General features: G+C 35.8%; 14 protein-coding genes. 13 read left to right on the forward strand and 1 reads right to left on the reverse strand.

Going from position 1 to position 14,926, the window contains the following annotated elements:
- Positions 1-128 precede the first annotated feature (128 nt).
- The 3 genes from WMO14_RS11625 to WMO14_RS11635 all read left to right on the forward strand — a co-directional run bounded on the left by WMO14_RS11625 (position 129) and on the right by WMO14_RS11635 (position 4,010).
- Positions 129-545, forward strand: coding sequence for an HIT family protein (locus tag WMO14_RS11625; RefSeq protein WP_349153873.1), 417 nt, complete (start codon positions 129-131; stop codon positions 543-545).
- A 68-nt stretch (positions 546-613) separates the two neighbouring features.
- The gene (locus WMO14_RS11630) at positions 614-2,899 is read left to right on the forward strand and encodes a hydratase (RefSeq protein ID WP_022502453.1); all 2,286 of its coding nucleotides are present in this window, start codon (positions 614-616) and stop codon (positions 2,897-2,899) included.
- A 19-nt stretch (positions 2,900-2,918) separates the two neighbouring features.
- Entirely contained in the window at positions 2,919-4,010 is a 1,092-nt protein-coding gene (locus WMO14_RS11635) for a hypothetical protein (RefSeq protein WP_055306944.1), read from the forward strand.
- Positions 4,011-4,013: 3 nt separating this feature from the next.
- On the opposite strand, the gene yyaC is transcribed toward WMO14_RS11635, so the two are convergent.
- Positions 4,014-4,583: a spore protease YyaC gene (gene yyaC / locus WMO14_RS11640; RefSeq protein ID WP_022502451.1), complete on the reverse strand. Its 570-nt coding sequence runs from the start codon at positions 4,581-4,583 to the stop codon at positions 4,014-4,016.
- A gap of 246 nt (positions 4,584-4,829) precedes the next feature.
- Between yyaC and WMO14_RS11645 the strand changes: the two genes are divergently transcribed.
- From WMO14_RS11645 to WMO14_RS11690, 10 genes are all read left to right on the forward strand, one after another.
- Positions 4,830-6,125, forward strand: coding sequence for a LysM peptidoglycan-binding domain-containing protein (locus WMO14_RS11645; protein ID WP_349153874.1), 1,296 nt, complete (start codon positions 4,830-4,832; stop codon positions 6,123-6,125).
- A gap of 67 nt (positions 6,126-6,192) precedes the next feature.
- A complete protein-coding gene (locus tag WMO14_RS11650; RefSeq protein WP_022502449.1) occupies positions 6,193-7,455 on the forward strand; it encodes a DUF5711 family protein in 1,263 nt (420 codons plus the stop codon).
- A gap of 100 nt (positions 7,456-7,555) precedes the next feature.
- A complete protein-coding gene (locus WMO14_RS11655) occupies positions 7,556-8,302 on the forward strand; it encodes a CvpA family protein (protein ID WP_022502448.1) in 747 nt (248 codons plus the stop codon).
- Positions 8,303-8,315: 13 nt separating this feature from the next.
- Positions 8,316-9,059 (forward strand): LytR/AlgR family response regulator transcription factor, encoded by a 744-nt coding sequence (locus WMO14_RS11660; protein ID WP_022502447.1) that lies wholly within the window; start codon positions 8,316-8,318, stop codon positions 9,057-9,059.
- 27 nt (positions 9,060-9,086) lie between these two features.
- On the forward strand, positions 9,087-10,400 hold the full coding sequence (locus WMO14_RS11665; protein ID WP_349153875.1) for a GHKL domain-containing protein: 1,314 nt from the start codon (positions 9,087-9,089) through the stop codon (positions 10,398-10,400).
- Positions 10,401-10,547: 147 nt separating this feature from the next.
- Positions 10,548-11,378 (forward strand): hypothetical protein, encoded by an 831-nt coding sequence (locus WMO14_RS11670; protein WP_022502445.1) that lies wholly within the window; start codon positions 10,548-10,550, stop codon positions 11,376-11,378.
- Entirely contained in the window at positions 11,365-11,949 is a 585-nt protein-coding gene (locus WMO14_RS11675) for a DUF5028 domain-containing protein (protein ID WP_349153876.1), read from the forward strand. Before WMO14_RS11670 ends, WMO14_RS11675 begins: the two co-directional genes overlap by 14 nt.
- A 14-nt stretch (positions 11,950-11,963) precedes the next feature.
- On the forward strand, positions 11,964-12,863 hold the full coding sequence (locus tag WMO14_RS11680; RefSeq protein ID WP_055177594.1) for a hypothetical protein: 900 nt from the start codon (positions 11,964-11,966) through the stop codon (positions 12,861-12,863).
- 34 nt (positions 12,864-12,897) lie between these two features.
- Positions 12,898-13,656, forward strand: coding sequence for a hypothetical protein (locus WMO14_RS11685; protein WP_055306940.1), 759 nt, complete (start codon positions 12,898-12,900; stop codon positions 13,654-13,656).
- A 3-nt stretch (positions 13,657-13,659) separates the two neighbouring features.
- Positions 13,660-14,547, forward strand: coding sequence for a DUF2705 family protein (locus tag WMO14_RS11690; protein ID WP_318295693.1), 888 nt, complete (start codon positions 13,660-13,662; stop codon positions 14,545-14,547).
- Positions 14,548-14,926 lie beyond the last annotated feature (379 nt).

A 14,926-nucleotide genomic window follows, 5' to 3' on the forward strand; every position in this document is an offset into this window, starting at 1 on the left:
TGCCATTTGGCTGTACTTTTTTGTCTTTTAAAGCAAATAATATTGTAATCCACCTTGCTTTAAGTTATTATACGAGTATATACTGAAACATAAAATAAGTAAATAATAAATGGGAGGAGATATGCTCTATGAAAAAAGATGATTGCATATTCTGCAAGCTGGCTAATGGAGACATACCAACTAATTCATTATATGAGGATGATATTGTAAAAGTTATATTTGATGCAGGTCCTGCATCAGATGGACACGTTTTAATTCTTCCAAAGAACCATTATGATGACATATATTCTATGGACGAAGATACAGCAGCTCATGTATTTAAGGTTGCTACAAGGATTGCCAAAGCATATAAACAGTCATTGGATTATGAAGGACTTAATATAGTACAGAATAATGGCGAGGCAGCAGGCCAGACGGTATTCCATTTTCATATGCACATCATTCCTAGATATAAGAATGATACAGTTAATGTAGGCTGGAAGCCGGGAGAAGCTAAAGAAGATGTTATTAATGCTATAAAGAATAAGGTTACACCTTATTTATAAAATATAAGCATATAATTAATAGCTAGATGTTTAATAACATATATAATATTCAGGAGGAACAATAATCAATGGTTAAGTTAAGCAAAGGTGGGGCATATCTCATTAATGGAACAGAAATTATTGAAGATAGCCAGACAGCATTAGCACAGGTAGCTGCTAAGACAGGCAGTAATATCACAAGTGAAGAGGCGGCAAAGAATACAATTGCCTATGGAATTCTTAAATCACATAATACATCAGATAATATGGACAAGCTTAAGATAAAGTTTGATAAGATGACTTCACACGATATTACATTCGTAGGAATTATACAGACAGCAAGAGCATCAGGACTTGAGAAGTTCCCAATACCTTATGTACTTACTAACTGTCACAACAGTTTATGTGCAGTAGGTGGAACAATTAACGAAGATGATCATATGTTTGGACTTACATGTGCTAAGAAATACGGCGGAATATATGTACCTCCACATCAGGCCGTTATTCACCAGTTTGCAAGAGAAATGCTTGCAGAAGGCGGCAAGATGATACTTGGTTCAGACAGCCATACACGTTATGGTGCACTTGGTACTATGGCAATGGGTGAAGGTGGACCAGAGCTTGTTAAACAGCTTCTTAATAAGACATACGATATTAATATGCCGGGTGTTGTAGCTATCTATATGACAGGTGAGCCAATGAAGGGCGTAGGTCCTCAGGACGTTGCACTTGCAATTATAGGTGAGGTATTCGCTAACGGATATGTTAAGAATAAGGTTATGGAATTCGTTGGACCAGGTGTGTCTAACTTAAGTGCTGATTTCAGAATTGGCGTTGATGTTATGACAACAGAGACAACTTGTCTTTCATCAATATGGAGAACTGATGAAAAGATTAAGGAATTCTATGATATACACGGAAGAAGCGAGAGCTACAAGGAACTTAATCCTGGCAGTGTCGCATATTATGACGGAGTTGTATATGTTGACCTTAGTAAGATTAAGCCAATGATAGCAATGCCATTCCATCCAAGTAATACATATACTATTGATGAACTTAATGCTAACCTTGAGGATATTTTAAGAGATGTAGAGAAGAAGGCACTTGTAAGTCTTGACGGACAGGTAGACTTCAAGCTTACTAATAAGATTAAAGATGGCAGGCTTTATGTAGATCAGGGAATTATCGCTGGTTGTGCAGGTGGTGGATTTGAGAATATCTGTGCGGCAGCAGACATATTAAGAGGCCATTCAATAGGTGCAGACGAGTTCACATTAAGCGTATATCCAGCAAGTACACCTATATATATGGAGCTTGCAAGAAATGGACGTCTTGCTGACCTTATGGAGACAGGTGCAATTGTTAAGACTGCATTCTGTGGACCTTGCTTTGGTGCTGGTGATACTCCTGCAAACAACGCATTTTCTATCAGACATTCTACAAGAAACTTCCCTAACAGAGAAGGTTCTAAGTTACAGAATGGACAGATATCATCAGTTGCACTTATGGATGCAAGATCTATTGCAGCTACAGCAGCTAATAAGGGCTTCCTTACAGCAGCTACAGATTGTGATGTAGAATTCACAGGACCAACATATCATTTTGATAGTGCTATATATGCTAACAGAGTATTTGACAGCAAGGGTGTAGCAGACCCAGAACAGGAAATACAGTTTGGACCTAATATTAAGGACTGGCCAGAGATGGTAGCACTCCCAGAGAACTTAATCATTAAGGTTGTATCAGAAATTCACGACCCAGTTACAACAACAGATGAACTTATCCCATCAGGAGAGACATCATCATACCGTTCTAATCCTTTAGGACTTGCAGAATTTGCTCTTTCAAGAAAAGACCCAGCATATGTTGGACGTGCTAAAGAAGTACAGAAGGCAGAGAAAGCAAGAGAAGCTGGCGAATGTATGGGAGAAGCACTTCCAGAGTTAAGAGATATTATGCATAAGATTAAAGAAACTTATGATGTAAGCAAAGAAAATGTTGGTGTTGGAAGCACAATATTTGCAGTTAAGCCAGGTGATGGTTCGGCAAGAGAGCAGGCAGCATCATGTCAGAAGGTTCTTGGCGGATGGGCTAATATAGCTAATGAGTACGCTACTAAGAGATACCGTTCTAACCTTATTAACTGGGGTATGCTTCCATTTATAATAGATAAGGGAGAACTTCCATTTACTAATGGAGATTATATCTTTATACCTAAGATAGCTGATGCGGTTAAGAATAAGGCTACATCAATGAAAGCATATGTAGTTAACAAAGATATGAAAGAATTTGAACTTAAAATGGATGAGCTTACAGATGATGAGCGTGAGATAATTCTTGACGGATGTCTTATTAACTACTACAGAAACCATTAATATAAAATAGAGGCAGATAATGGCAGAACAGAATATACTCAATGGTGACCAGCAGGTTTTAGAGCAGATTCTTGGCGATATTAATGAACACGCTGAAAAGAAAGAACGTCTTGAGCGTATGTCAGTAAGTATCAGGGATATAACCAAGGAGATAGATAGCACCACTAAAGCTATGGAAGATGAGATTTCGTCAAGAATAAGTGAAAGTACGGACTCTATATGTGCAGGTTATGATAAAGCGGTTTCACAGGATAAAGACACAATTAAGCAGGTTCAGGCAGACAGAGATAAAGCTAAGATGCAGGGGATTAAAGAGCGAATAGCTTCTGAGACAGCATCTTTAAGAGCTGAGAATAAGAGCCTTCAGAATGAGATTAATGAAGCATTTATTCAGGAGAATATACCTCGTATTGTTAATAATTCATTTTTTATGGCATTATATATTTCAAGAAAAGTCAGAGATGTATTAGTGTATACTTTATTTCTGCTCATAGTATTTGCATTAATACCTGCGGCATTATATTTATTACCAGTCATACCAGCATATGTACCGGTTATATATGCTGGCGTGATGGGAATATTACTTCTTATAATTGGAAGAAGCGTATATATTAACCTTATACTTGCACATAAGGATACTATTATGGCGGCAAGGGATACCAGGTATAAGATAAGGGATAATAAAAGAATAATCAAAAAGACACAACATTCAATCAAGAAAGATAAAGACGAAGCTATGTATGGGCTTGAAAGCTTTGATAACAGAATTAATTCTATCGGTGATAATATTAAAAAGACCGAGGAAGAGAAGCAGAATGCTTTAAGGGAATTTGAAGAAACTGTAAAGCCGGACCTTGTTAAAGAGGTAGAGGGCAGATACTTAGATAAGCTTAATCTTATGAGAGAAGAACTTGCCAAGAAGAAAGATGAATATATGAAGTTAGATGACCTCATCAAACAGCAGAGAATATATATATCATCTAATTATGAAGCTTATCTTGGTAAAGAATTTGTTAATGTCCAGCGCTTAACAGAACTTGATAATATTATCAGTTCAGGAGAAGCACAGACTATTTCGCAGGCAATGGCTGTATACAAGAATAGGAAATAACCATCAGGCTATAGTTTTTGGGGTAATAATTAATATATTGCCCGATATAAGCAGTGCATTGAGTGCGTTAAATATTACATCAGCAAGCTGGATTATAAGGTAAAGACGGGTTGTCTGAAGTATGGAGTGATTAGAATTACTGGAAGAATTAACGATTCCGGTAATGTGAACAGCTCCGACTTCAGGCAGCTTTTTTTTGACCCCGAGTCCAGGTTTTAAAGGACCTTCTCCTAAAGTGATAAGTCCGATATGTTCTTCACGTCCAAGAGAAGCATCAATCGCAATAATAAAAGGATCAACAAAGGTTTCATTGATTTTGTCTATATATAGTTGAAGATTGCCTGCGTGTACAGGATGCATTAGATCTCCATATATGTAGAATCCACATTGAGGTGCCTTCTTTAGCTTGTACCCAATAAGAGGTCCAAGACTGTCGCCGGTTGAGCGGTCACTGCCAATACATAGAATTATGATTTCCTGATTAGGCTTCTTCTTAGTGTTTATTATTGACTTAAGTCGTATGCTTAATAATAAAGCAGCTTTTTCGCTGGAAGAATCAAAATAATAATTCATAAGACCTCACTTCTTCGCACAATTTGCAATATATTTTTAAGATAATATATTTAGTGGCATCAAAAAATATTACAAAAAATAAAATTAAATTATACAGCCGACATATTATGATAAAATTCTTAAGTTTATGGTGCTATTATGCAAATATCAAAAGTGGACATACCTAATGCGGCAATACATATGTGCGCTGTCAGAATGTATTGTTGTGTGTCTATTGCTTAATATCAGCGCAGGAATGAGGAGGGTATGATTGAGATTATATGTAATAAAGATGAGTCGGATAAGAATTCGCACCATGTAAAAGAAGGTGTGACAAGCATAAGAAGACCAAAGAATATAAAGCAGATAGGTGATGTAAGCTCTGATAAGAAAATATACATAGAAGATTATGCGTTTACATACATCAATTCTATTGCATATAATAATCCAATGATAGAGCAGGCTGGCGTGTTGTTAGGCGAGCTGCAGAAGGACAGTGAGGAAAAATGCGTATTTGTAAAAGGGGTAATTAAATCTGTTGTAGAGGATAAGGGGGAGAGAATACATTTTGATGAAAATGTATGGAACAGAATATATTCAGATACAGAGAAATATTTTCCAAATCTGTCGGTTGTGGGCTGGTTTGCAGTTGTGCCAGATTTAACAAGTGAGAGAATGGCAAGGCTTAAGAAAATCCATCTTGATAATTTTGCGGGTATGATGAAGACATTATATCTTGTGGATACGGCCTGTAAAGAGGAGCATTTTTACCTGTATGAAAATGGAAGTCTTAGAAAACAGAAAGGGTATGTGTGTTTCTATGAGCGGAATTATGAAATGCAGGAATATATGCTTGAACGCAATGGAAAGAAATCCTGTGAGGATTCCAGGACTGATAAGGTTATGCAGACAATAAGAAATGTAATCAAAGAAAAAGATGAGCTGCACGAACAGAAGAAAAGTAATTCATTTATGTATGTTATGAGTACATTTCTTGTTGTGGTCATAATTGTTATTGGAATTAATCTTATGAACAGCTATGAGAAGATGAAGCAGTTCGACAAGTCGATTAATACTCTTATGAATCAGATGTCGGGAAATGATACAGACCAGTCAGACAATCAGGATGACACGGTTACAGTGAACAAGTTGTCAGGAGATGTGTATCCAACTAAAGGCGATACAGACACATCACAGAACGAAGATAATATGAAAAATGCGGATAACTACAGTAATGCAGGCAGTAATTCCAGCGGCACAGAAAGAAACTCCGGTAGTGCGAATAGTTCGGAAAGTTTGAATAACTCAGACGATGCGAATGGCGTGGGTGATGAGAACAGCTCTGACAGCAGCACGGCCCCTAAGACAGCACAGGGTGTTTCGTCTGGTGATGATACGGCGGCTTATACAGCTTATGTATATACGGTAAAGACAGGGGATACGCTTATGAGCATATGCAAGAAGCATTATGGAACTACAACTAAATATACAGAGGTTCTTAAGTATAATGAATTAGATGATGCCAATGTTCTATATGTAGGACAAGAAATAAAACTTCCTTGAATATTTATGGGGATAATGTATAATAAAATCAGCTTTTAAGCCTTGATTATAATAAAGGGGACAACAGATGGCTGATATAATTTCAGGAAGTTCAAGATTTAATGGAGATAAGAACGCTCCGGCAAGAAAAGTAATACAGATGAATAATGTTTCGGAGGCGGCGACGCACGAAACGGAAGATGATGAGATTGTCAAACACAGAATAAAGAAGCATAGAAGACATATGGTAATAATAGCTGCTATTGGCGTGATTGTAATCGCAATTGCGGTAGTGCTTGTTATGAGGCTTATTGATGGATATGTATTTACCTCGTATTCAGTTACAGGTTCTCTTAACAGGGAAGATATTGAGTCTTCTGGCTATATAGCATATGGTGATGGTTATATAAGATACAGTAATGATGGTGCAGCATATTATACGGCCAAGGGCAAGGCACTGTGGAACCAGACATATTCTATGCAGAAGCCGCAGGTTAAGATATGTGAGGACTGTGTTGCAATAGGAGATATTAACGGCAATACGATATATATTTTTAATAAAAATGGCAATATAGGAAAAGTAGATACTTCACTTGTCATATCGCAGATTGAGGTTGCAGCTAATGGAGCAGTTGCGGCAGTGCTTGAAGATAATGAAGCTAACTACATCAATATGTATGACAAGGAAGGCAATAAAATCTACAGTGTAAAGACAACACTTGCAGGAGATGGATATCCGCTTGATATAAGTATTTCCAACGACTCAGCCAAGCTTATCGCCTCATATGTATATGTAAGCGGTGAAGAGATTAAGACTAATGTGGTGTTCTACAACTTTTCGGAGGTGGGACAGAATGAAACTGAGCGAGTTGTTGGTGGTTTCAATCATTATAATGACGTGCTTGTTGGAGATGTCCAGTTCTTAAGCAATAATATAGCGGTAGCAGTTGGAGAAAATGTAATAAGCATATATAAGATAAAGGAATATCCAAGTCTTGAAAAGGAAATACAGATAGATAATACAATAGACAGGGTATTCTTTGGCACAGATTATATTGGCCTTGTGCTGGATAACTCAGACTCAGGAGAATTATACAAAATGGTTGTATACAATTTTTCTGGTTCAAAGGTGTGTGAAGCTGAATTCGGAACACAGGTTGATAATATACAGTTTGATGGTTCAAGTGTAGTTATGAATAATTCGACTTCATTTTCTGTATTCAATCTTAAAGGAAAGAATGTTGCTAATATGAGCTTTGATATGCCGGCTAGTAAGGTACTTCCAACAGGTACAAGAGGTGAATATATATTAATTAACACCAAGTATATCCAGAATATTAAACTCAAGTAACTACAATTTAGATAATAAATAATGTCTGGAATGACTCAATGACGGATAATGAATTATATGAAATATAATGGTAATTTTATAATATTTAACAGGAGATGATATGGTACTAATATGCGTTGCGGCTATTTTATGTATAGCGGCTTTTAATGGAATGAAAAAAGGTGCAATAAGAATGGCGGCATCACTCGTTGCTATGATTATAACAATAGCTGTCACAACATTTGCATCACCAATAGTAAGTGAAAAAGTAAAGAATGATACGGATATGGACGAGCGTATTACACAGAGTATATATGAAAATATCATAAAAGACGGCAGGAAATATGGAGAAGATGATTCACAGGTTATAGACAGCAGTACTGTTGTATACAAGGATGCGATACAATCAAAGGTTGATGCCATAAGTGAATATATGAAGCTTCCACAGAGCCTTTCTGACAATATAACAGAGTCAGCAGCTATGAAAATACTAGACTCAGCTGGAACATCGGCTGAGGTTACAATAAAAGAGATGGCGGCACAGATATTTGCAGCACAGCTTAGTGCTATCATAATTAATGCAATATGCTACTGCATAGTATTTGTTATATTATACATAATTCTTAAGGTGTTTATGGGAGTGACAGGCGTAATAAGCAGGCTTCCGGTTATTCATCAGGCTGACAAATTGTGCGGAACAATAGCAGGTATAGTTGAAGGACTTATTATAGTGTGGGTAGTATTTGCAATAGTTACAGCATTTGGCAATAATGTATGGGCTTCGGATATACTTGCACAGATTCATAGCAGCAGCTTTTTGGAATTTATATACGATAATAATATTATAATGAAGATGATAATATCATAGACAGAGGAATAATATGCGTATAGCTATATGTGAAGATGATAAGATACAGGCGGGAACATTGGAACATCTTCTTGATGACAGATTGAGGGAAACAGAATGTGAAGCAGAAGTAGATGTATATTTTGGCGTAGATGACATAAAACGAGAACTTAACAATAAGCATTATGATGCTTATTTTCTTGATATTGAACTTGGGGCGGATAATGGTGTAGAGCTGGCAAAGAATATTAAACAGTCAGATATTAATTCAATAGTAGTGTTCACGACAAGCCATACAGATTATATGGCGGAAGCATTTGATGTACACGCTTTTAATTATATTGTGAAGCCTGTTACAATGCAGAAGGTGGACAAGATTGTAACACAGCTTGAAGAGGTTATTAATTCAAGAGATGACAAGCTTATATTCAGATGTAACAGAGAGTTAGTCAGCACATACTATGACGATATCGTGTATATGGAGTCGTCCAAAAGAATAATTAACCTTATAACCACTAATATGGAATATCAGTTCTATGGAAAGATTAATGATGTATATAATGAACTTCCAGAGCTGATATTTGGAAAGACAAGAAGTGGCTGTATTGTTAATTACAGATATGTAAGCAGGGTTGATAAATCCAATGTCTGGTGCAGGAGAGGCGTAGATGGCAAAGAGATAAGACTGGACTTGGGACGTGGAAGATATAACGATTTTATGACAGATTATACGAGCTATATAACATCAGAGAGAGGCAAAAGCAGAAGGCTCTGGTAGTTTAATATTAAGAGGTGCACTTAAGATATGTTAGATAATCATATGTTTTTATTGTGTATGCTGGCAGGTATAATAGACTATATTATATATATTGGGTATCAGAAGAATTATATATATGTGGAACATTTGAAACCAGCAGATAGTTCATATGGGCTTAATGTACGGCTGTTAAGTTATTTTAAAATAGCTGTTTATTATGTATATAATATTCTTCTGGCGGCAGTTGATATATTATGTATGTACAGTTTTCTGATTAACAACAGCTATACGATGTATATACTTCTTCTTGTTATTATGCTTGCAGGTTTTAAGTATAGTGCTTTTGATGTATACACGGTAACAGCCAGTACGGCATATCATATAAGTATGTCGGTTACTGTTAATATTCTGGTTCGTCTGATATTGGAGAACTGTTCTCTTACGAGAATTGAAAAGTACAGTTCAGACATTAGTAGAGAAATTAGCTGTATTATTATGGTAAGAATACTGATTGTAATACTTGTTGATGTATATGATAAATATATAGGCATAAAGCTTGGAAGGCTTGCAGGGACAGCTATAGCTGTGACATCACTTGGCATAACTGTGGCATGTATTATGGTAAGCAAAATGGCATATAAATATGTTGACACAAGACCAATTGTGCTGTCAGTTCTTATTATTCTATGGTGCATAACTAACATAATAGCGATGCTTATTAATATGATTGAACAGAACAGCCGTCATAGTTATGAGATTATTATGCTTGAACGTGAGCGGCAGACTAACAGGGAAATATACGATAATATCAAATCAGGACAGGAAGAATTAAGGGATATAAGGCACGATATCAAGAACAGGCTTAGTTCCTTAAGGAGTGTTATAGTACAGAATGACAGCAGTGCGGCACTTGATTATTTAGACGGAATGATAGGAAGTGTCGATATGGTTAAGGGGAAAATATACTGTAATAATCTTGTCATCAATAACATTCTGACATACAAGCTCAGTGGTGTTGCTGATAACATTTCGGTGGAATGTGAGGCGGAAGTTCCAGAGCAGATTAGTGTGGATATGGGAGATTTAGGAGTTATAATAGGTAATCTGTTAGACAACAGCATTAAAGCTGTGAATAATATTAATACAGGTGGTTATATACATATAATTATAACAGAGAGCATAGGAAAGCTTATAATAATAATAGAGAATAATTACCTGAAAGATACAGAAAAGAAGCCAGCCATATATTACATAGATCACGGCAGGGGCATTAATAATGTGCGCCGTATTGTTAAGAAATATGGAGGAAGTTATAAGGAAAATGTGTCTGAAAATGTGTATCAGACCAAGATAAGCATTTGATGTGCAAAAAGTTACATTAATGAATACAACTTTTTACATTAACCGAATATCGCAAAATGCGTATGATATAATCCAGTGCATAGAGATTAGAATCTATGTGCTGGATTTTTTTATGCGGCTGGGCTTAACACAGGAATGGAGGATATTATGAAGCAGATGTTAAAAATAGAGCTGGAGAGGGCGTTTAAAAGTGCAGGTTTAAAAGTGTCGCTCCTGATAGGTATAGTTATAAGTGCATTACATTTTTTTCAGAAGGTATTACCAACGGCACTCGATCCATTACATTTTTATAAAACAGGTAATCTTGAAACAGTAGCCAATGTTAATAATATGTGGATGGCAATGGGTGAAGGCTGGCATTACACATTGTATGTCAGGCTTATTCCGTTACTTGCTGTTGTGCCTTATGCCGTTACATATTATACAGATTATAAAAAGGGGATTGTAAAGAATTATTATACAAGAACCAAAAAGATTAATTACATATCAGCCAAATATATTGCAGTGTTTCTTACAGGTGGAACGGCGGCAGTTGCTCCGTTAGTACTGGATCTGATTGCTACATCAGCAGTGATGCCATCTTTTATAGCAATTAGTCATACTGTTCCCTGTAATGGCAATGGAATATGGTCATATATATTATTCTCACATCCGTATATATATTATTTGTTATATTTTATTCTCCAGTTTATATGTGCAGGACTGATGGCAACAATGTCTCTCGTTGTATCGCTGTATGTTAATAATGCATTTATTGTACTGTTGTTTCCAAGTGTATTATGTGAATTCATTAATGCAGTTTCAACATGGATTCCTGTTAAATATAGATATATAAAAGGGGCGGCTCCATGGAGATTGTTCAGGATTGATCAGGTGGCAATAAATTACTGGCAGAGTTATGTGATATTTATATGCGTGGTTTTGTTGTTTGATCTTGTTATATATGTGTGGAGAGGGGTGAAGAATGATGCACTCTAAAAAGAGAATTATAAAGCGTGTTGTTATAGCCTGCCTGATATTAGTAGTATCTGGTGTGTGGCTTGTAGGTTACATAGATGTCAATAAAAGATTTCCAAAGCCAGAGCAGCAGGTACATTCAATTGGAGAATGGGTAAGGGCGGGCGATACGAGCATAAAAGTTAATTCTGTAGAATATATGCCGCAGGAAGAAGCGAACAGCCAATATGGATCAGAACTTCTCCATGATAACGGGAATAATAGTAATACTTATTATTTTATAGCGAAGATTGATGTTAAGAATGAAACAGATAAGGAAATCAAATTATCAAAAACACTTTTAGAGCATCTTGGATTGGAGATATATCCTGTTGGCGTATTAATATATGGAGAAGTGATGGAAAATGGAGAATTGACAAGCATAAAGCTTAAAGCACAAGAACAAAGGGAAATTGTATTGCATTTTATAATGTCACAAGGAGTGTTGCGGGATGATAGAAGATGGATGTTGAAAAAGTCACAGATTCGTATTGTACTGTCTAATTATCCTGTACACGAAATTATAGTTCTTGATGATATTAAGGGATTGTAAAGAGGAGTTTATTTATGAAAAGAAAAAGTATAATATTTGCTATTTTATGTGTATTAATGCTGGTATCAGGCTGTAGCAGCCAAAGTACTGATGATATATATCAGATGATGGAAAATGCATCATCAAAATCAAATGGCAGTGAATCATCTGGACAATCAGATATGGTTTCTGACAATTCACCACGCGTATATACAGAAGATTATAAGGAGTGCAATAAAAATTATATGCCGGAACTGGTACAGACTGGGGAGACGGCTAAGGTTACAATTGGTAGTAGAAATGATACGTTATCATTTACAGTTACAGATGCCCTTATTACAGATGATTTTAGTGATTTAAGACAGCTTACATCACAGGCGGCATATGATAATATAAGAAATTTCCTGCTTTATGTAGAAACAGATGATTATATAGATGAACAGGGGAATATATTAGACAGTGAACGTGGGGTTGAGAGGAAAGCGCTTTTTGTAAAGCTTAGTATAAAAAATGAGAATAATAGTGAATACACATTGCCTATACACAGCCTGAGTCTGTATAGCATAAAAAAGGAGAATTCTGTGATGAAATACAGACGCTTGAAAGGGACAAATGATGGAGGACCTATTTGTGCAAATGCACCAGATGCATTTACTTTGAAATCGGCTTCTAAAATTACATTACAGCCGGGCGAGGAAAAAGAAGAAGTGTTAATATATTTTGAAGAAGATAAGTGGGTTGAACAGTATACATATCGTTATGATAAGGATATAGGAAAGGGTGTATATGGAGATCTGGTGTATGGAGATGATATTTCATATGACAATATATATTTTTCAACTTCATTTATGTACGAAAGTAATAATCAAAACAAGGACAGAGGCTACTTTGAGAAGATTAAGAGTCTTATTAAACTGGATATAAGACAGGAATAATGGAACGTGAAGAATTGCAATAACAGGTGGTATGATGAAAAGATTAGTTGATTTATTGCGGGTAAATGAGTCAAGGTTTACAGCTATTATATTAGGTGCAATGACAATTGCTGCTGTTATTAATTTTAATGGGCAGCTTGGGAGCGGCGGAGGAGTGCCGTGCTTATATGATGTCTATATAATAGGTATTTTGCATGTGGTGGATACATTTGGTGTTCCATTGCTGCTGTTTTATACATTATTTGTCGAAAGGCATAACCAGAGAATAATGCAGGTTGTCAGGGAACGCACAGTTAATGATGTATGGAAAAGATGCGTGATAGATTTACTCATTTTGTGTACGTTTTTTACGGTATATGTCTTTGCTTTAACCACGATTGTAGGTTTATTGCGGACAAATACATTTTATAATTGGGGAGAACAATATAGTCGCTGTGCAAAATGGCTTGGAAAAGTATGTGAAGAACAGCCATCATTTGTTATGCTGCTGGTGGCATATGTAATAGAGACATTTCAGTGCTTTTTAATAACGGGAATTGTAATGATCGGAGTATGGTGGTGCACCAATAAAGAATGGGCAGGATATATATCTGCAATAATATTAATTACTATAGACAGAAGCTTTGAAAGCCATGGCTTAATATTTGGCAGTTATCAGGTATCAAGCTATACATACAAGGTTGGCTTAAACTTAGGTGTAAATATAATATATCCGCTGATAGTTATGGTAATAATATTTGTCCTTGTGAACGTGGCAGTAAGATTTAAGAAAAAGGAATTCTTAGGGACATAGATTGTGCAGAAAACTTATAACTTTGCAGAAAAGATAAGGGAGAGAGTGTGGATGTTGTGGTGGCAGATAAAAAGCGACATAAGAGAGGGCATTGTACAGCAATGGAAAAGATTTGCAATGCTTGGAATAATATATGCAGTATGTGTAATATATTTTATTATGATATGCAGCTTTAGCAGACATATTGACTCGTATACGTGTGGAGATATGATTTTATGGGTGTTAAGGGGTGTTAAGAAATATGATAGTGGTGTGATTAAAACCGTAGACATATCCTCTGTGTATATGCTTCCTAATATATTTGTAGCTTATATTGTCGGCAATTATGTCATCAAAGACCTGTATGGCTTTGGAAAGAATATTATCGTCAGAACAGGAAGTAGGTTTAACTGGTGGATAAGCAAATGTATATGGGGCATATTAACAGCAGTGCTAAGTTATGCAATATTGTATGCTGTAATAATAGTGGCTGGAATATGCACAGGAGGCGTTAAGCTTGCACCGACACCAGAAGTATGCTATTCGGCTATTTCTATGGATAAACAGATTATTATACAGAACACTAATCTGACAGGTCTGGTGATAAGTCTTATGGCTATGAGCCTGCTTATGACAATAACCTTCTGCATTATCCAGATTACAGTCGGACTTATTATATCACCAGTCATTGGATATGTTATTGTGATGTCATATCTTATTATAGGTGCATTTTCAGATAATCCATTCATTATATCCATATATTGTATGGCTTTAAGAAATGGAATATACAGCCCAGAAGGATATAACATATTATTGGGAGTAATTATTATGGCGGCAATAACAATCTTCTGCATAGTAGCAGGCTCATTATATATAAGAAAAATGGATATAATTAACCAGAAACAGGAGTGACAGGGACACGAATAATGCTTAAATGCATTATAAATTGGGAAAGATTTCAATTTATTGCAAAAAAGAAAAGGATATTTTAAGCCATAAATATAAGAAAAACAGATTAAATTGAGGTAAAAAATAAAAAAATCTCCAAAATCAAGGAAAATATTAAAATGCTGCAAAGCTAGTAAATACGCGGCTTTGCAAAGAATTAGCTTTGCTAAATCAACAAAAATCTCAAAAAAATTAAAAAAAATTGAAAAAAGTTGTTGACATATGTGATGGGTGGTGCTATTATAATCAAGTCGCCGCGATACGACAGCGACACAAAAGCTTCTCAAACACAGATAAATACTGAGTTTGAAAGCAATGAACTTTGATAACTGAACAGAAAGAC

This window comes from Lachnospira rogosae (ex Hitch et al. 2025) (assembly GCF_040096455.1).
Taxonomy (GTDB): Bacteria; Bacillota; Clostridia; order Lachnospirales; family Lachnospiraceae; genus Lachnospira; species Lachnospira rogosae.

Coding starts and splice junctions, on each gene's coding strand:
- WMO14_RS11645 (WP_349153874.1), top strand. CDS start 4,830: ATGATTGAGATTATATGTAATAAAGATGAGTCGGATAAGAATTCGCAC.
- WMO14_RS11650 (WP_022502449.1), top strand. CDS start 6,193: ATGGCTGATATAATTTCAGGAAGTTCAAGATTTAATGGAGATAAGAAC.
- WMO14_RS11665 (WP_349153875.1), top strand. CDS start 9,087: ATGTTAGATAATCATATGTTTTTATTGTGTATGCTGGCAGGTATAATA.
- WMO14_RS11625 (WP_349153873.1), top strand. CDS start 129: ATGAAAAAAGATGATTGCATATTCTGCAAGCTGGCTAATGGAGACATA.
- WMO14_RS11675 (WP_349153876.1), top strand. CDS start 11,365: ATGATGCACTCTAAAAAGAGAATTATAAAGCGTGTTGTTATAGCCTGC.
- WMO14_RS11680 (WP_055177594.1), top strand. CDS start 11,964: ATGAAAAGAAAAAGTATAATATTTGCTATTTTATGTGTATTAATGCTG.
- WMO14_RS11655 (WP_022502448.1), top strand. CDS start 7,556: ATGGTACTAATATGCGTTGCGGCTATTTTATGTATAGCGGCTTTTAAT.
- WMO14_RS11685 (WP_055306940.1), top strand. CDS start 12,898: ATGAAAAGATTAGTTGATTTATTGCGGGTAAATGAGTCAAGGTTTACA.
- WMO14_RS11660 (WP_022502447.1), top strand. CDS start 8,316: ATGCGTATAGCTATATGTGAAGATGATAAGATACAGGCGGGAACATTG.
- WMO14_RS11635 (WP_055306944.1), top strand. CDS start 2,919: ATGGCAGAACAGAATATACTCAATGGTGACCAGCAGGTTTTAGAGCAG.
- WMO14_RS11630 (WP_022502453.1), top strand. CDS start 614: ATGGTTAAGTTAAGCAAAGGTGGGGCATATCTCATTAATGGAACAGAA.
- yyaC (WP_022502451.1), bottom strand. CDS start 4,583: ATGAATTATTATTTTGATTCTTCCAGCGAAAAAGCTGCTTTATTATTA.
- WMO14_RS11670 (WP_022502445.1), top strand. CDS start 10,548: ATGAAGCAGATGTTAAAAATAGAGCTGGAGAGGGCGTTTAAAAGTGCA.